Annotated in this window: 24 protein-coding genes and 1 pseudogene; 8 read left to right on the top strand and 17 right to left on the bottom strand. The window is 67.8% G+C overall.

Annotated elements, in window-relative coordinates; translation table 11 throughout:
* A pseudogene (locus ACWEO7_RS22370) lies at nucleotides 1–701 on the top strand (hypothetical protein); the annotation flags it as partial.
* Nucleotides 702–769: 68 nt separating this feature from the next.
* Nucleotides 770–1,885 (top strand): alpha/beta hydrolase family protein, encoded by a 1,116-nt coding sequence (locus tag ACWEO7_RS22365; protein WP_452425812.1) that lies wholly within the window; start codon nucleotides 770–772, stop codon nucleotides 1,883–1,885.
* Here the strand turns inward: ACWEO7_RS22365 and ACWEO7_RS22360 are convergent, their stop codons facing one another.
* The 7 genes from ACWEO7_RS22360 to ACWEO7_RS22330 form a co-directional block, all read right to left on the bottom strand.
* A complete protein-coding gene (locus tag ACWEO7_RS22360; RefSeq protein ID WP_452425810.1) occupies nucleotides 1,886–2,332 on the bottom strand; it encodes a hypothetical protein in 447 nt (148 codons plus the stop codon).
* 95 nt (nucleotides 2,333–2,427) lie between these two features.
* Nucleotides 2,428–2,607: a hypothetical protein gene (locus ACWEO7_RS22355; RefSeq protein ID WP_452425808.1), complete on the bottom strand. Its 180-nt coding sequence runs from the start codon at nucleotides 2,605–2,607 to the stop codon at nucleotides 2,428–2,430.
* A gap of 118 nt (nucleotides 2,608–2,725) precedes the next feature.
* Entirely contained in the window at nucleotides 2,726–2,851 is a 126-nt protein-coding gene (locus ACWEO7_RS22350; protein WP_452425806.1) for a hypothetical protein, read from the bottom strand.
* A gap of 61 nt (nucleotides 2,852–2,912) precedes the next feature.
* On the bottom strand, nucleotides 2,913–3,146 hold the full coding sequence (locus ACWEO7_RS22345) for a hypothetical protein (protein WP_452425804.1): 234 nt from the start codon (nucleotides 3,144–3,146) through the stop codon (nucleotides 2,913–2,915).
* A complete protein-coding gene (locus ACWEO7_RS22340) occupies nucleotides 3,133–3,291 on the bottom strand; it encodes a hypothetical protein (protein WP_452425802.1) in 159 nt (52 codons plus the stop codon). Before ACWEO7_RS22340 ends, ACWEO7_RS22345 begins: the two co-directional genes overlap by 14 nt.
* Nucleotides 3,288–3,461, bottom strand: coding sequence for a hypothetical protein (locus ACWEO7_RS22335; RefSeq protein ID WP_452425800.1), 174 nt, complete (start codon nucleotides 3,459–3,461; stop codon nucleotides 3,288–3,290). Before ACWEO7_RS22335 ends, ACWEO7_RS22340 begins: the two co-directional genes overlap by 4 nt.
* Nucleotides 3,458–3,580, bottom strand: a complete 123-nt coding sequence (locus ACWEO7_RS22330) for a hypothetical protein (protein ID WP_452425798.1) — start codon at nucleotides 3,578–3,580, stop codon at nucleotides 3,458–3,460. Before ACWEO7_RS22330 ends, ACWEO7_RS22335 begins: the two co-directional genes overlap by 4 nt.
* 211 nt (nucleotides 3,581–3,791) lie before the next feature.
* On the opposite strand from ACWEO7_RS22330, the gene ACWEO7_RS22325 reads away from it, so the two are divergent.
* Nucleotides 3,792–5,027 carry a helix-turn-helix domain-containing protein gene (locus ACWEO7_RS22325; RefSeq protein ID WP_452425796.1) on the top strand — a complete coding sequence of 412 codons (1,236 nt, stop codon included), beginning with the start codon at nucleotides 3,792–3,794 and terminating at the stop codon, nucleotides 5,025–5,027.
* 54 nt (nucleotides 5,028–5,081) lie between these two features.
* Here the strand turns inward: ACWEO7_RS22325 and ACWEO7_RS22320 are convergent, their stop codons facing one another.
* The 7 genes from ACWEO7_RS22320 to ACWEO7_RS22290 all read right to left on the bottom strand — a co-directional run bounded on the left by ACWEO7_RS22320 (nucleotide 5,082) and on the right by ACWEO7_RS22290 (nucleotide 7,392).
* Nucleotides 5,082–5,294, bottom strand: coding sequence for a hypothetical protein (locus ACWEO7_RS22320; RefSeq protein WP_452425795.1), 213 nt, complete (start codon nucleotides 5,292–5,294; stop codon nucleotides 5,082–5,084).
* Nucleotides 5,291–5,443, bottom strand: coding sequence for a type II toxin-antitoxin system RelE family toxin (locus tag ACWEO7_RS22315; protein ID WP_452425793.1), 153 nt, complete (start codon nucleotides 5,441–5,443; stop codon nucleotides 5,291–5,293). The genes ACWEO7_RS22320 and ACWEO7_RS22315 overlap by 4 nt, the downstream gene beginning before the upstream one ends.
* A gap of 1 nt (nucleotide 5,444) precedes the next feature.
* Nucleotides 5,445–5,738 (bottom strand): type II toxin-antitoxin system prevent-host-death family antitoxin, encoded by a 294-nt coding sequence (locus ACWEO7_RS22310; RefSeq protein WP_452425792.1) that lies wholly within the window; start codon nucleotides 5,736–5,738, stop codon nucleotides 5,445–5,447.
* 183 nt (nucleotides 5,739–5,921) lie between these two features.
* On the bottom strand, nucleotides 5,922–6,131 hold the full coding sequence (locus ACWEO7_RS22305; RefSeq protein ID WP_452425790.1) for a hypothetical protein: 210 nt from the start codon (nucleotides 6,129–6,131) through the stop codon (nucleotides 5,922–5,924).
* Between the two features lie 145 nt (nucleotides 6,132–6,276).
* Nucleotides 6,277–6,570: a hypothetical protein gene (locus ACWEO7_RS22300; RefSeq protein ID WP_452425788.1), complete on the bottom strand. Its 294-nt coding sequence runs from the start codon at nucleotides 6,568–6,570 to the stop codon at nucleotides 6,277–6,279.
* The gene (locus tag ACWEO7_RS22295; protein ID WP_452425786.1) at nucleotides 6,567–6,890 is read right to left on the bottom strand and encodes a hypothetical protein; all 324 of its coding nucleotides are present in this window, start codon (nucleotides 6,888–6,890) and stop codon (nucleotides 6,567–6,569) included. Before ACWEO7_RS22295 ends, ACWEO7_RS22300 begins: the two co-directional genes overlap by 4 nt.
* A 43-nt stretch (nucleotides 6,891–6,933) precedes the next feature.
* Entirely contained in the window at nucleotides 6,934–7,392 is a 459-nt protein-coding gene (locus ACWEO7_RS22290) for a pyridoxal-dependent decarboxylase (protein ID WP_452425784.1), read from the bottom strand.
* A gap of 193 nt (nucleotides 7,393–7,585) precedes the next feature.
* Between ACWEO7_RS22290 and ACWEO7_RS22285 the strand changes: the two genes are divergently transcribed.
* The gene (locus ACWEO7_RS22285) at nucleotides 7,586–8,941 is read left to right on the top strand and encodes a M20/M25/M40 family metallo-hydrolase (RefSeq protein WP_452425782.1); all 1,356 of its coding nucleotides are present in this window, start codon (nucleotides 7,586–7,588) and stop codon (nucleotides 8,939–8,941) included.
* A 2-nt stretch (nucleotides 8,942–8,943) separates the two neighbouring features.
* Here ACWEO7_RS22285 and ACWEO7_RS22280 read toward each other — a convergent pair whose 3' ends face one another.
* Nucleotides 8,944–9,588 (bottom strand): MBL fold metallo-hydrolase, encoded by a 645-nt coding sequence (locus ACWEO7_RS22280; protein WP_452425780.1) that lies wholly within the window; start codon nucleotides 9,586–9,588, stop codon nucleotides 8,944–8,946.
* 132 nt (nucleotides 9,589–9,720) lie between these two features.
* On the opposite strand from ACWEO7_RS22280, the gene purS reads away from it, so the two are divergent.
* Both purS and purQ read left to right on the top strand, forming a co-directional pair.
* Nucleotides 9,721–9,957 (top strand): phosphoribosylformylglycinamidine synthase subunit PurS, encoded by a 237-nt coding sequence (gene purS, locus ACWEO7_RS22275; RefSeq protein ID WP_452425824.1) that lies wholly within the window; start codon nucleotides 9,721–9,723, stop codon nucleotides 9,955–9,957.
* Nucleotides 9,954–10,631 (top strand): phosphoribosylformylglycinamidine synthase subunit PurQ, encoded by a 678-nt coding sequence (gene purQ, locus ACWEO7_RS22270; protein WP_452425778.1) that lies wholly within the window; start codon nucleotides 9,954–9,956, stop codon nucleotides 10,629–10,631. The genes purS and purQ overlap by 4 nt, the downstream gene beginning before the upstream one ends.
* Nucleotides 10,632–10,649: 18 nt before the next feature.
* Here purQ and ACWEO7_RS22265 read toward each other — a convergent pair whose 3' ends face one another.
* Entirely contained in the window at nucleotides 10,650–11,726 is a 1,077-nt protein-coding gene (locus ACWEO7_RS22265) for a substrate-binding domain-containing protein (protein ID WP_452425776.1), read from the bottom strand.
* Between the two features lie 49 nt (nucleotides 11,727–11,775).
* Between ACWEO7_RS22265 and ACWEO7_RS22260 the strand changes: the two genes are divergently transcribed.
* Together ACWEO7_RS22260 and ACWEO7_RS22255 are read left to right on the top strand one after the other, a co-directional pair.
* A complete protein-coding gene (locus tag ACWEO7_RS22260) occupies nucleotides 11,776–12,207 on the top strand; it encodes a MarR family winged helix-turn-helix transcriptional regulator (RefSeq protein WP_452425774.1) in 432 nt (143 codons plus the stop codon).
* 228 nt (nucleotides 12,208–12,435) lie between these two features.
* Nucleotides 12,436–13,734: a M18 family aminopeptidase gene (locus ACWEO7_RS22255; RefSeq protein WP_452425772.1), complete on the top strand. Its 1,299-nt coding sequence runs from the start codon at nucleotides 12,436–12,438 to the stop codon at nucleotides 13,732–13,734.
* Here the strand turns inward: ACWEO7_RS22255 and ACWEO7_RS22250 are convergent.
* A complete protein-coding gene (locus ACWEO7_RS22250) occupies nucleotides 13,683–14,996 on the bottom strand; it encodes a glycosyltransferase 87 family protein (protein ID WP_452425771.1) in 1,314 nt (437 codons plus the stop codon). The two genes, ACWEO7_RS22255 and ACWEO7_RS22250, sit on opposite strands and share 52 nt — an antisense overlap.
* Between the last annotated feature and the right edge of the window lie 15 nt (nucleotides 14,997–15,011).

The following is a 15,011-nucleotide window of genomic DNA, read 5'->3' as shown; positions in this document are numbered from 1 at the left end:
CGGGCCACGTCGGGCCGCTCATCACCGCCGCGCTCACCGCAACCGCCACCGTCACCTCCGCAGTGTCGCGGGCGACGGTGGGCGACGCGCCCACCGTGGTCACCGCCACTCGGACGGCGGATACCGCCCGCGCCACGACCATTACCGCCACGCCCACGGTAGCGACGGCGGGGCTCACAGCCAGGGCATCGACTCCAGCGAACTCGCAGACCACCGTCACCGCTGGGCTGACCGCCGCCGCGATCAACGTCCGCCCGATCCAAGCCGAACTCGTCGTCACCGCGAACCGGCCGGCGCACTTCACCGACTTCGTGGCGGGCGCGCCGACGCAGGTGGCGGCGACCCTTACGGCCGCGGCCGTCAGGACCGCGGCAGGCGTCAAACCGGCGAACACCGCCGTCGCGGTGACAGCCGGACTGACAGCGGTCGCCGGGCGCCGAACCCCCGGCACGACCACAACCCCAGTGACCGCAGGAGTCACCGCCGCGGCGGCGGGGGCGCTGCATCAGGGCGCCCAGTCGGCGACCGTCACAGCGGTATTGAAGGCGAGTGCGTGGATCGTCGGCGCACCCGACCCCATCACCCCACCGGAGCGGACGGTCTACGTCACCGCCGAGGACCGCACTGTCGTCGTCGGGCCGGATGACCGTACCCAGTACGTCACCGCCGAGCGGCGACGGATACCCGCCGCACTCGGGTAGCCGACCGGGCCACCCGAATCTCTGGCGCCGCTGTGCGCCATTCACCTTCCCCGTTTGGAGGCTTTGCCTTGGCTGCTACCTTGCTGCCTGCGATGACCGGCCCGCACGGCGTCGGCAACCGACGACTGTTCCTCACCGACTCCACACGGACCGACCCCATCTCGGGGTCGGGGCCGCGGCAGATCAGCGTCACTGCCTGGTATCCGACGCCGTCGATGGGTGCGCCAGCGCGGTACCTGTCGAACAACGACAGCTTCGACGCGACGATGGCGCTCGCGCTCACCAACGGCCTGGAGGGGCGGTCCTGCTACAGCTTCTTCGGCTCGGTCTCCTGCTTCGGCACGACGGCTGGGGCAACGATGTACCCGAACATCAGGGCCCGCGACACCCGAGCGGTGCTGAACGCAGCCGTGTCCACCGATCTCGGGCTGCTTCCCGTGGTGGTGTTCAGCCCGGGTTTCGGTGTGCCGGGCAACCATTCGAGCATCCTCGCCCAAGAACTCGCGTCGTGGGGATACCTGGTGCTCACGCTGTCGTGCACGTACGAGTCGATCGTGACCGAACTGTCGGACAAGGTGGTGAACCAGAACGGCAGTGCCGTCTCCAATGCTTGGCAGAAGGTGCTCACCGCCCGCATGGGTGACGCGACCTACGTCATCAACCAGCTCGGTTCGCTGCCCAACGGAATCGGCAACCAGGCCGACCTCGACCGGATCGCGATGGCCGGGCACTCGTACGGCGGATACACCGCGCTCGAGATGGCCTATCACGACGCCCGTGTGAAGGCTGTCGCTGTGCTGGACGGAACTGCGGGCTATGCGGGCACGGAGAACCACGCGCAGGACAACGGCGTTCAGCAACCGGTGATGCTGCTGTCCGGGCAGGTCAACGCCGGAGACAACTACCTCGTCGGCGGCGAGCACGCCAGTTGGGCGACGTTCGCATCGAAACCGCATGGCCCGCTGTACCTGTTCCAGGTCACCGGGACCCGCCACTACGCCTTCACTGACGTGGGTCTCTTGACCACGAAGACTGCGGACCTCAACGGTTCGATCGCGCCGGCGCGGGCGATGGAGATCCACCCGAGGTTCGTGCGGGCGTTCCTGGATACGCACATCAAGGGCAACCCCGACCCGATCCTCACCCTCCCAGCGGCCGGGTACCCGGAAGTCCTGCCTATCTGATCAGCCGGGTATCAGTGTCCAGGTGCTGCATCCCTGGACACTGAATGCTTTGTCGCCCGGCTTGATTGTCACCACCTGGGGGCCGTCGCTGCTGCCGTTGGCGATGATCGCATCCAGTTCACCGGTCAGCGCCGACAGTCGACTCCAGAAGCATTCGAGGCTGCCGGAAGTCCCGGTGGTTCGCCATGTTCCAGGCTGAATATCGGCGCCGACAAGGTATGTGCCGTTGCGGGTGATCGCGGTAGCGGGACCGGGCGGCGGTGTCGGGCTCGGCCGCACACTCGAGGTCGGCGTCGGCGGTGTGGTGGTCAACACGCGCGCGCTGGTCGCGACGGCCGCCGGACGATCCGCACCGCGATTCTTCTCCGCCACAACGCCGATCACGGCCACCGCGCCAATGGCAATGACAGCGACCGAGGCATACGCGGCGATTGCCCTGCGGCTCATGCCTCTATCCCCTCATCGAATTCGGCAGAGACGCTACACGCACGAAAGCGCCCCCGCTGGTCCTTCACAGGATCGGCGGGGGCGTTCTTTGTGTTTCAGGCCTGCGCGGGAATCAGGTCGCTCGCCCGGAAGTGCCACGGGTACCGGCCGGGCGCGTCGTCGACGGCTTGGATCATGACCGCGTCCGGATCCCCGTCGACGTCGATCTCGACGATCTCGAACACCGAGACGGGTGATGCTCGTACCTGCACTCGATCGCCGACCTGAAACGCCACAAGCAGAGGATACCGAAAGGTCGGAAACAGAAACCGCCCCAACCCTGAAGCGGAAGGGTCGGGGCGGCCTTCGCCGTGCCTGCGGTTTTACACGGACGAAGATTCTGGGGGGTGACGCTCAGTCCTGGGCTTTGATCAGCCGGGGGTCCTCGGTGATGATCCGCTTCCGGGGGGCTTCCTTCCCGCGGGGGTCGACATTCCAGGTGTCGCTGGCGGGGCCATCCGGGCCGGGGATCTTCTCCACGCGTTCTCCTTCGAATTCGGTGTTTCCTTGCATCCCCCGACGTGTGCCGGGGGAAGACTGATCAGCGCGCGTACTCGCGGTACACGGGCTTGCGGGCCAGTGCTCGTCCGGCGCCGGTGATGCGGTAACCGCGACCGGTGCCCTGGGCGAGGCCAGAGCGTTGGAGCGCGGCGACGTCCTGAGCGGCGACCCGCTCGGACAGGTCCGTCATTCCGCACAGCTCCCGCACGGGAAGGCGGCGGTCGGACACGGCCAGCGCGCCGAGCAGCTTGGCTTGGTTCTCACTCAGTGGCATCGGCGAACCCATCGAGCAGTTCGTGGGCGCGGTCGGTCGCCTGCTCCTCAAGGAGGTCGGCGTATTCCTCAGCGGTGTAGGAGTACCCGTCGTCGCCGACGATGTACACGGTCCCGTCGATGAAGGATTCGCGGTAGCCGATCATCCGAGCACCACCGACAGACGCTTGAGCGCGGCCATGAAGAACTCGCAGCCGCCGTGCCCGCCGTGAAGGTCCATGCCGAAGCGGGCGTGCTCGATGGACTCGATCATGGCGTTGGCGCAGGGTTGGGCCCGCCACCGGTCGAGGGTGTCGGGTGCGGCTACGGGGCTCACTGGACGGCCTCGTCACGATTGGGGCCGGGCTCGGGCCGAACCAACGCGGCGTAGTAGACCGCGGCGGCCAGTAGCGCGATGGCTACACCGACAACGAGAACGGGCAAATACTCGGGCATCTGGTACCCCTTAGGCGCGTGTGTGTTGTGGAGTTGAGGCACCCGATGTCGGGGCCGCGGCGGCCATGAACCTCGCGGCTCTCGCGTCGGGGGGCGGGATCGGCCCGACATCGGGTGCTGCTACCAGCATCGATCAGCGAAGATCAGCGAACTAACAAAAACTTTGTTAGTTTTGTGAGCGGGGGCAGAGTCCAATGGGATCGTGAGCGCAATGACCCAAGCAGCAGCGAAAGACGGCGTCGGTGAACGGGTGCGTGCCGCCCGAAAGCTTCAGGGCTGGACCCAGGAGAAGCTAGCCCAGGAGATCGAGAGGGCGGCTGGCAGCGAGGCGAGGGTGTCGCTGAGCCTCATACGCCAAGTCGAGCAAGGCAAGGTGCCCGCCTCGCCAGCGTTCGCCGCGGCGTGCGCGCGAGCGCTGAAGCTGAACGTGGCTGACCTTCTCGACCAGCCCTACCCGCGTACCAGTCGCGACGAGCAGATGATGCACGCGGGCATCCCCGAGATCCGCCGGGAGTTGGCCACGTATCGGCTTCCGCCAGAGGATGTTCCGCCCCGCTCGTTCGACGAGCTGGCCAAGGATGTCGCACGGGCTTCGCAGCTTCGCCACATGGTGAAGCTCGACGAACTCGGCCAGCTGATCCCACAACTACTGCATGACCTTCGGGTCGCGTGGTGGTCGGCGGACGGCACCGACCAGGAGAGGATATTCGGCCTGCTCGCCGAGGCGTATGCGGCCACCTCGCAGGTGGTGTACAAGCTCGGCTACATCGACCTATCCTCGCTCGCGGTGGACCGATACGAGTGGGCCGCAGCCCGATCCGGGGACCTCCTCGCCGTACTGGTGGGCGACTACCAGCGGGCTGGAGAGATGATCTGCGCGGCCGACTGGAACGGTGCGGCGAAGTATCTCGAGCAGAGCCGACAGCAGATCGAAAGCGAACTAGGCAAGGGCGATCCGGCGCTGCTCAGTGTGTGGGGCAACCTGCATCTGAAGTCCGGTCTGGCGGCCGCGCGGGCGGGACGGAAGGACGTCGCGGACGATCACCTGGCCGAGGCCAGGGAAACCGCTCAGCGGATCGGTGTCGACCGCGACGACTACCGCCTGTGCTTCGGCAAGACGAACGTCGGCATCTGGTCGGTCGGGCTGGCGGTGGAGGCGATGGACGGCACCGAGGCGGTGAAGCGGGCCAAGGATCTCGAGCTACCCGCGGAGACGCCACGGGAACGGCTGGGCCACCACTACATCGACCTGGCGCGCGGGTTCCTACTGCATGGTGATCGGGAGGGCGCTTTCTCGGCACTCCAGATCGCGAAGAAGATCGCACCGACACAGACCCGGTATCACCCGATGGTGCACGAGACCATCCGCACCCTGGCCAGGCAGGAGGCTCGGGCGTCGGACACGGTGCGTGGGTTCGCCGCCTGGTGCGGCATCACCACTGCCTGACGACACAAGAAGGCCGCCTCGGATTCGTCCGGGGCGGCTTCTTTGCGTTCAGGGCTAGCTTCGCACCCGTGCTATCAGGCGTTGGAAGTTGGCGATCAGCACGGGGTCTTGCGCGTACATCTGTACCCGAGCGAGTGCCAGCTCATAGCAGTGATCGTCGGCGCGTTCGCCGATCGTCCACACTACGGCCCCTCCGCTGTCGGTATCGACGGCGAAGATGATCCGGAACTGTCGGTCGCCGACGACCAGCTTCCTCAGTCCGGTCAAGTTCCCACCCGATCGGCTACCAAGGGGTTGGCCCCGCTGCTCGGATGGGTTTCGAGTTCCTTCAGTTTGCGCAGGACCCGCTTCTGATCCGAACGGTCGAGATCTCGGAGATCTTCCTTGGCCTCGTCGGTGAGGACAACCCTCGCCACGTCAGTCGTCGCTCAGTGATATCCCCAGCTCTGCGGCTACGTCGTCTAGGTCGTGGCGTTTGCCGCTGTCGGTGATCATGCGCGACAGTGTCAGGCACAACATCCGCAAGTCCTGTTCCCTCTCGTCAAGGTCGGCCAGCCGGTCGATGATCTCCGGGCTGACGAGTGCCGCGACGGGCTTGTTGTTTTTCATCACCAGGAAGCTTTCCCCGTCGGACACTGCCGACACGTACTTGGAGGTTTCCCGGGCTACGTCGGTTACCCCGACGAAGTTGGTAGTAGGAATGCTCACCATCTGTCTGCCCTCTTCCCGTACTGTCGCTTGTCGAGCATACGGGGAACTGTGCTAACGATTCTACGCACAATCCGGCACACTATCGCACGTGTATGGATGTGTGGGTGGAAATGCCAGCCATCCCTGGGAGCAACACAGAAGCCGCCCCGGACTCGACTGGAGTCCGGGGCGGCTTCTGTGCGTTCACGGCCCGAGTCGGGTCAGGAACTCGCGCACCACGTCGTGGAAGCAATCGCACTCGGCGCAGGCGGTGATGGTTCCCAGCGGGATCACGCCAGTCTCGGCGAGCCCGGTGATGGGCAGGGTGCACAGGCAGGTGTGGAGGCAGCGCGGACAGAGCGCGATGTCGATGGGATCGCCGACGGAGACCTCCACCCGGCCCGCCCTGATCATGCCCTCGATCCTTCCATCTGCATCCCTCCGCCGCGCTCGGTCAGCCACTTCGTCAATGGCTCCATGAAGTCGCGCAGCAACTCCAGTTCGTGAGGCATGTGCCTCGCGCACTCCTCCGGTACGTCGAACCGGATCGTCACCGCCCTCACGCCGAGACCACCTCGGGGTCGTCGTACGGAGAAGACCACTTCTCGCCGAGGTGGGCTGTCACCAGCCTGTCCACCTCGTCGGGGTCCATACATCCACCGGTGGGATCGGCGCCCTCCGCGATCACCTCGCCGTGGCCGTGCCACTCGAGGTAGTCGTCGGGATCGGTGACCGCGCCGACCTGCAACGTCCACGAGTCATGACGAGCGCGGAAGTAAAAGGGGCGCCCGTCAGCCGCCCGTCCCTCCAATTGAGTCGGGCAGACACCGTAGAAGCGGTCGGGATTCTTCACCGGATCACACCCAGCATCTCGGGGCACGTCACGTCCACCATCACCCCGAGGGCGAAGCCACGCTGATAGCCCTCGAAGTACCCCCGGGAACCGAGGTAGTCGAGGGCGGCCGACTTGCCGTCGGCGCGCAGGACGGCGCACGCGCCGTGGGCGGAGGTGATGATGTCGGGCTGGAACTCGCGGTTCACACCGCCGAGCAGGAGGCGGACCTCCATCTGCTGGCCGTCGGTCCAGCCGGGCCATGGGGCGGCGTGGGCGGGCGCAGCGGCCAAGGAGAGTGCAGTGGCGGCCAGGGAAATCAGGGCAATGCGGATTCGCATGAGAGTGGCTCCGTGACGTGGGAAGTCATGTACCCCGCTATCGTCAACTCTCCCAGCACACCTGGACCGGACCACAGACGAAGTTGGGCGTCCCGGCGCCGCCGCGCTTGCGCCAGCGGAATTTCGCCGCCAAGCCGCCGAGCATGGCCGCCTCGCTGGATCCGGTGGTCGAGGTGCCATGCGTGACGGCCGGATCCGGCGCGTGCCAGAGATCGGCGACCATCCGGACGGCTCGGCGCTCCAGCTCGGCGGTCTGCGGATACTCGTCCTTGTCGACGATGTTCTTGTCCAGGCATTCGGACATCAGCCTGCGCGCCTGGTCGTCCACCCAGGTGGTGCAGAACGTGGCCAGGTTCATCCTGGAGACGCCGTCGAGCATCAGTTCGTCGTGCACGATCTCGTAGGCGACCTGAGGAAACATCTCGTGCGCGGGGAATCCGGACCGCGGCGCGGACCGGCTGAGCCCCGGCAGGGCGAACAGGTCATCGGCTGCTTCGGACATGAGAACGGCCTCCCGATTCGACGGTGTGCGGGTGTGCCTGCCGAGGATGCCGACAGTTAGCCAACGCCCTCGAAGCTCAGCTTGGCACACCATTTCCACCATCGGGCGCACTTCCCGCTTCCGCGCGCGGACCGTCCGAACACCCGGCCGGCGGTGCGAACTCCGCCCGAGGAACGGGGGATAGGGTGGGGGAATGGCGGAGGATGTGCGGGTGGCGGAATTGCGCGGTGCCGTGGCCGGATTGATGGACCAGGCGAAAACCGATTTGGCGCAGCTTGTTTCGTTTCAATCGGTGGCCGACCCACGGCAGTATCCGATCGAGGAGTGCGACATGGCGGCGCAGTGGGTGGCCGACGCGTTCGTCGCCGCAGGACTGACCACGGTCGGCTTACACGAAACGCCGGACGGCACCAAGGCGGTCGTCGCGTCCCGGCCCGCCCCCGCCGGCGCGCCCACGGTGTTGCTCTACTGTCACTACGACGTTCAGCCGCCGATGGACGAGGCGGCGTGGCGCACCCCGCCGTGGGAACTGACCGAGCGCGATGGGCGCTGGTACGGACGCGGCAGCGCCGACTGCAAGGGCAACATCGTCATGCACCTGACGGCGTTGCGCGCGCTCGGCCCGGATCTGCCGCTGGGGGTGACCGTGGTCGCCGAAGGTTCCGAGGAGCAGAGCACCGGAGGACTGGAGCGCTTCGTCGAGGCCAATCCGGAACTGCTGCGCGCGGACGCGATCGTGGTCGGCGACTGCGGCAACTTCGCCGCCGGTGTGCCGACCCTGACCCAGACGTTGCGCGGCGGCGTGAACGTGGTGGTCACCGTCGAAACGCTCGCCAGCCCTTTGCATTCCGGCACGTTCGGCGGCCCCGCCCCGGACGCGCTGGCCGCGCTGATCCGCTTGCTGGCCTCGCTGCGCGACGAGCGGGGCAACACCACCATCGACGGGTTGCCGAACGATCAGGTCTGGCCGGGCGTCCAGTATCCGAGCGAGCAGTTCCACGCCGACGCGCGCGTCCTGCGCGACGTCGAACTCATCGGTGACGGCACCGTCGCCGACATGCTCTGGGCGCGACCGGCGCTGACCGTGCTCGGCATCGACGCGCCGCCGGTGGTCGGATCGGCCGCCGCGATCCCCGCGACCGCGCGGGCCCGCCTCAACCTACGTATTCCGCCTGGCGCCGACCCGGATGACGCGTACCAGGCGCTGCTCGCGCATCTCGAGGCCAACACGCCGTGGCGCGCCAGGCTGACCGTCGAGCTGGAAGGCACCGCAGCGCCGTTCCGTTCCTCGACCGGCGGACCCGCGCGCGCCGCGATGGAAGCGGCGCTGGCCGCGTCCTACGGCCGCCCGGCGACCACCCAGGGGCAGGGCGGCTCGATTCCGCTGTGCAACGTCTTCGCCACCACCTACCCGGACGCGGAGATCATGCTGATGGGTGTCGAGGAGCCGAAATCCTTGATCCACGCGCCCAACGAGAGCGTGGATCCGAAGGAGATCGAACACATGGCGCTGGCCGAGGCGATATTCCTCGCCACCTACGCCGGGTAGCGCTACAGATCGGTGTCTTTCTCCGCCTCGAGCACCCGGAATTCGGTCCCGGCCAATGCCATCTCCGACAGCCTGCCGAAATAGATGCCCTGCGCCTCCTCCCGGATGATGCCGTAGTGGATGGGCAGCGCGACACGCGGAGCGACCGCGCGGAGGTAATCGACGGCCTCGCTGATCCGCATCCAGGGCGCGGCGGCCGGAGCGGCGAGCACGCCGACCGGGACCGGCGGCACCCACAGCGAGTCGCCGGGGTGGACGAGCTGGGCCGGGTCGTCGGCGGTGCCCAGCTGGAAGACGGTGTTGTCGATCACGGGGATCTCCGGATGGATGACCGCGTGCCTGCCCCCGCCGCCGGTGATCCGGAGCTCGCCGAGGGTCAGCACGTTGCCCGCGTGCACCGCCTCCCACCGTTCGCCGCGCTGCTCGGCGGTCTGCGGGTCCGACAGCAACCGTGCGCCGGGGTTCGCGTCGATCAGCGCCTCGATCCGGTTCGGGTCGATGTGGTCGGGATGCTGATGGGTGACCGCGATCGCGTCCAGTCCGGTGAGGCCCTCGAAGCCGTGCGAGAAGGTGCCCGGATCGAACAGGATCTTCTTGCCGTGCAGCTCGACGAGGAGGCAGGAATGACCGAAGTGGGCTATGCGCATGCCGCCATGCTAACCACGCCGGGTGTGTTCTCCACGACAGGCGCCACGGTCTCGGCCGACCCCGCGGATGACGCACGCGACCAGCACAACTACGCTGCTGAGGTAACCCCCCAACCACATGAGGAGCAACGCGTGGCACGAGTCGTGGTCGAGGTGATGCCGAAGGCCGAGATCCTGGATCCGCAGGGGCAGGCCATCGCAGGCGCACTCCCGCGTCTGGGATTCGAGGGCATCTCGGACGTGCGGCAGGGCAAGCGATTCGAACTCGACGTCGACGACAGCGTCGACGACGCGGAGCTCGAGCAGATCGCCGAATCGCTGTTGTGCAACACGGTGATCGAGGAGTGGAAGGTGGTTCGCGTCTCATGACCGCGCGCATCGGGGTCATCACGTTCCCCGGCACGCTCGACGACATCGACGCGGCCAGGGCGGTGCGTCTGGCCGGCGCCGAGGCGGTCGACCTGTGGCATGCCGACGCCGACCTGAAGGGCGTCGACGCGGTGATCGTGCCCGGCGGCTTCTCCTACGGCGACTACCTGCGGCCGGGCGCTATCGCCCGTTTCGCCCCGGTGATGGGCGAGGTCGTGCGAGCGGCGGGCTCCGGGCTGCCGGTGCTCGGCATCTGCAACGGCTTCCAGGTGCTGTGCGAGGCCGGCCTGCTGCCCGGCGCGCTGACCCGCAACGAGGGGCTGCACTTCATCTGCCGCGACGAGTGGCTCACCGTGGAGTCGGTGTCGACCGCGTGGACCTCCCGCTTCGAGACGGGCGCGCAGATCCTCGTCCCGCTCAAATCCGGTGAGGGGCGCTATCAGGCGTCGAAGGCCGTGCTGGACCAGCTCGAAGGCGAGGGCCGCGTGGTCTTCCGCTACGCGAGCGACAACCCGAACGGCTCGCAGCGTGGTATCGCGGGTATCGCCTCGGCCAACGGTCGCGTCGTCGGCCTGATGCCGCATCCCGAACACGCCACCGAGCCGCTGACCGGCCCCAGCGACGACGGGCTCGGCCTGTTCCTCTCGGTGCTGGACACGCTGGTCGGGGTGTGATCGTCCCGCGGCGTCGGGTCAGCTGATCCGGTCGACGATCTGGAAGTCGACGCCGTTCGCGCGGGCGATGTAGCCGTGCTGAATCGCCTGATTGCCTCGAAAGCCCCTGATTCCGGAAGGGGTTTCGAGGTGCAGGCCGTGGTCGAGGGCGTCGAGGATCTTCGGCACCTCCAGTGATCCGACCGTCCGCGCGAGCGCGTCCAGCGTGTGGATGGCTTCGTAGGTGGCGTTGCTGAAGTTGGTCAGCGCGGGAGCGAACGCGCCGTGCCGCGCGCGATAGCGGGTCATCCGGTCGCGTCCGTCGGATATACGGTCGTCGAGGAAGAAGCTGGACGCCACGAAGAAGTCGTGGTTCGCCTCCGCTCCCGCCGCCAACAGCACGTTCTCGTCGGCGGCCGGACTCACCCGCAGCTGCGTCGCGGCACGGCCGCTGGCCGCGTACTGCCGGTTGAAGCGGGCGACATCGGCGCCGACCATCAGGATCACCACGGCGTCGGCCAATTCCAGCGCCGGGTGGGCGAGGAAGTCCGCGAAATCCGCGTATCCCAGTGGGACATACCTTTCCAGCACGATCGCGGCCGGATCGGACAGGCTTTCCCGAATCGCCTTGGCGGACCGGCGCGGCCAGATGTAGTCGTTGCCGATGACGGCCCAGCGCCGCACGCCGTACTCGCGTTCGAGCCAGTGCACGGCGGCCACGGTCTGTCCGGCCGGGTGCTCGCCGAGCATCAGCACGCCGGGTAGCTCGTCGGTCAGTCCCTCGTGGCTGGTGGGGTACAGGTACGGCACCCGGCCCGCACCGGCTCGCGCCACGGCCCGCCGCACCGCGGAGGTGTGCCAGCCGGTGATGGCGTGCACCATGCCGGTGGCCAGCAGGGCGGAGACCTCGGCGGCCACCTCGTGTGGCGACCGTCCCCCGTCGATATTCGTAGTACGAATTTCCCGCCCTAGAATTCCCGCGCCCCGGTTGATTTCGTCGACCGCGAGCGATATCGCCGCATCGCAGGACGGTGCGACGATACCGCCAGGTCCCTGCCGTGGCACTATGTTCAGGACCTCGATCGTGCCGTCGGGGCTCTCGATCGGCGTCGACATTCGGTACTCTTCTTCTCGTTCGAACGGAATTCACGGCAGGCGGGAAATAATGACGTCCATTGTAAGCGGAAATTCGACGCTGCATGGCGCGCTGCGTGCCGCGGAGCGCGGTTGGGTACGGCATTTGGACGCGGCGCTGTGCGCCAGGCAGCTCTCGCCGGATCAGTGGTCGATGCTGTCGAATCTGTGTGGCGACGCGGGTATCACGATGACCGAGCTGGCGGCCAAATCGCAGCTCGCGCCGTCCTCTGCCACCAGGCATGCCGACTATCTGGCCGAGCGCGGCTTGATCTTCCGGCTCGCCGCGCAGGACGATCGGCGCCGGATCTTGATCGGCCTGAGCAGGCTCGGCGCCGACTTGGTCGGCGAGGTGCGCGCGGAGGAGGCGCGCGCCGAGCAGGAGTTGCGCGGGCGAATCGGCGCACGCCGATATACCGAACTCATGCGATTGCTCGACCTGGTTTCCCTCGCCTCGGAGTAAATACTCTGGCGTACCGGACATTCGTCCGATGAATGCCGCGTACGTCCGATTCGTGATCGGTCGCCGGACCATTCTTGCCCTTATGTTGTGGGATGAATCGACGGGCGCCTCGAGCTGATCCCGGTGCGGCTATAACGGCATAGTCCGCACCGTTTCGACCGGTATTCGCCACGCGTGCCCAGCGACCGGGACACGCCGGTCGCGCCCCGCTTGCCTAGGATCGCAGGCATGCCCGTCTCCACCACCGCAGCCACGGCCGCCGGGCTGTGCGCGTTCATCGATGCGTCCCCGTCGCCGTTCCACGTCTGCCGCACGGTCGCCGCGGAATTGGACGCGCGCGGGTTCACCCGGCTCGCCGAGTCGCAGACCTGGTCTGCGGAGAGCCCGGGTAGGCATTACGTGATTCGCGGTGGGTCGCTGGTCGCCTGGGCGGCGGGGGACACCGCGGGCGCGACGGGGTTCCGCGTGGTCGGAGCGCACACCGACAGTCCCAACCTGCGCGTCAAGCAGCATCCCGACCTGACCTCGGCGGGCTGGCAGCTGGTCGGGCTGGAGCCCTACGGCGGTGCGTGGCTGAATTCGTGGCTCGACCGGGAGTTGGGTGTTTCCGGGCGGCTGAGCGTGCGGGACGGAAACACGGTGCGCGAGCGCCTGGTTCGCATCGATGAGCCGATCCTGCGGGTGCCGCAGCTGGCCATCCATCTGTCCGAGGACCGCAGGGGTGTGACGCTCGACCCGCAGCGGCACGTCAACGCGGTGTGGGGCGCGGGGTACGAGGCGGCCGCCTTCATCGATTTCGTGGCCGACTGGGCCGAGGTCGATCCGGGCGACGTGCTCGGCTGGGAGCTGATGACCCACGACCTGACGCCGAGCAGGCTGATCGGGCGGGACCAGGACTTGGTCAGCGCGCCGCGACTGGACAACCAGGGCACCTGCTTCGCGGGCTTGCAGGCGTTCCTGGCCGCGATCGAGGAGCCGGGCGCGGCCGTCCCGGTGCTGGCCATGTTCGACCACGAGGAGGTCGGCAGTCAGTCCGACCGCGGCGCGCAGTCCGATCTGCTGCCCGCGGTGCTGGAGCGGATCGTGCTCGCGCGCGGCGGCGGCCGCGCCGAATATCTGGCCGCACTGGCCGGTTCGGTGTGCGCGTCCGGCGACATGGCGCACGCGACGCACCCGAACTATCCGGAGCGGCACGAGCCCGCGCACCGGATCGAGGTGAACGGCGGGCCGGTGCTGAAGGTCAACCAGAATCTGCGCTATGCCACGGACTCCACCGGCGCGGGCGCGTTCGCGCTGGCCTGCGCGCAGGCCGCGGTCCCGTTGCAGCGTTACGTCCATCGCGCCGACCTGCCCTGTGGCTCCACCATCGGGCCGATGACCGCGGCGCGTACCGGCATGTCGACCGTCGACGTCGGTGCGCCGCAGCTGGCGATGCATTCGGCGCGCGAGCTGATGGGCGCGTTCGACGTTCCGGCCTACGCCGCCGCGCTGGCCGCCTTCCTCACGCCCGAGACCACCGGGCGATAGGTGCACACCGCGACGATGAACACGGCGAAAGTGGCAAGCACGTAATTGCTTCCGATGATCTGCTGCCACCAGGCCCAGTCCAGCTCGCGGTCGCGCGAGTGCGGCAGCAGCCAGTGCGGGCCGATCAGGAACAGCACGGCGGCGACCGTGACCACGCCGATCGCCCGAGGGCTGCGCGCGCCGCGGACCATGAGGTCGGCGGCGACGACAAGCGCGGGCGCGATCCACACCCAGTGATGCGACCACGACACCGGCGAGACCAGCAGCACCGCCGCGGCGTTCACCAGCAGCGCCGCCACGGTGGCGCCCGCCTCGATCAGCCTGCGCATCCACACCGCGGCCAGCGCGACAGCCAGCGCCGACAAGGTGATCCACACCAGCGTGGCCGCCGTGTCGCCGATGCCGAGGCGGAAGGCCATGCCTTTGATGGACTGGTTGCCCGCGAAGTAAGGAGGTCCGATCCGGCCGGTGTCGGCGAGGGTGTGGAACCAGTAGTCCACGGAATCGCCGGGGAAGAGCAGGAATCCGAGACCCACCGCCGCGATCGCGGAGACCACCAGCGTGCCCGCGGCCTTCCAGTCCTTGCGCAGCACGAAGTACAGCAGATAACCGGCGGGGATCAGCTTCACCGACACCGCGATGCCGATCAGCATGCCGCGCGGCCAGAAAGGCTTGCGCGCCAGGCAGTCCAGTGTGATCGCGGCCATCAGCACCAGGTTGATCTGGCCGAAGCCGAAGGTCTGGCGGATGGGTTCGAAGAACTGCGCCACCGCGACCGCGCCGATGACCAGCGTGAGCAGGACCGGTCGCGACAGCTCCGGCCGCAGGCGAGTCAGCACCAGCCACAGCGAGATGCCAAGGCTGACTACGTTGGTGACGACCACCAGCACCTCGGCGGCGACCAGCGGAATCAGGGCCAGCGGCGCGAAGAACAACGCGGCCAAGGGTGGATAGGTGAACGGCAGTCCGATTCCCTCGACCGGCGGCATCGGACCGTACAGGTCGCCGTTGTCCAGCCAGACCCGGGCGCCGTTGCGATACACCTGGAGGTCGATGTAGCCGTGCCACCAGTGCGCGAGCAGCGAGACGATCGCCGACACCGCGAACAACGCGATCGCAGCAATCAGCCAGCGTACTTGCGGGGCCTGCGGGTTCGGCGACGCGTGCCCGGATGCGGTCCCCGATCCGCCGCCGCCGGTCGGCGCGGCATCCGAGGTGACCGATCTCTCACCCGGATTCGCGACCCCCGATCCTTCGTTCACGGGCCCAGAGTAGCC

Source organism: Nocardia sp. NPDC004260 (genome assembly GCF_053603155.1).
The sequence above is the reverse complement of the archived record's forward strand: the minus strand, read 5'-3'. Positions and strand labels throughout refer to the sequence as shown.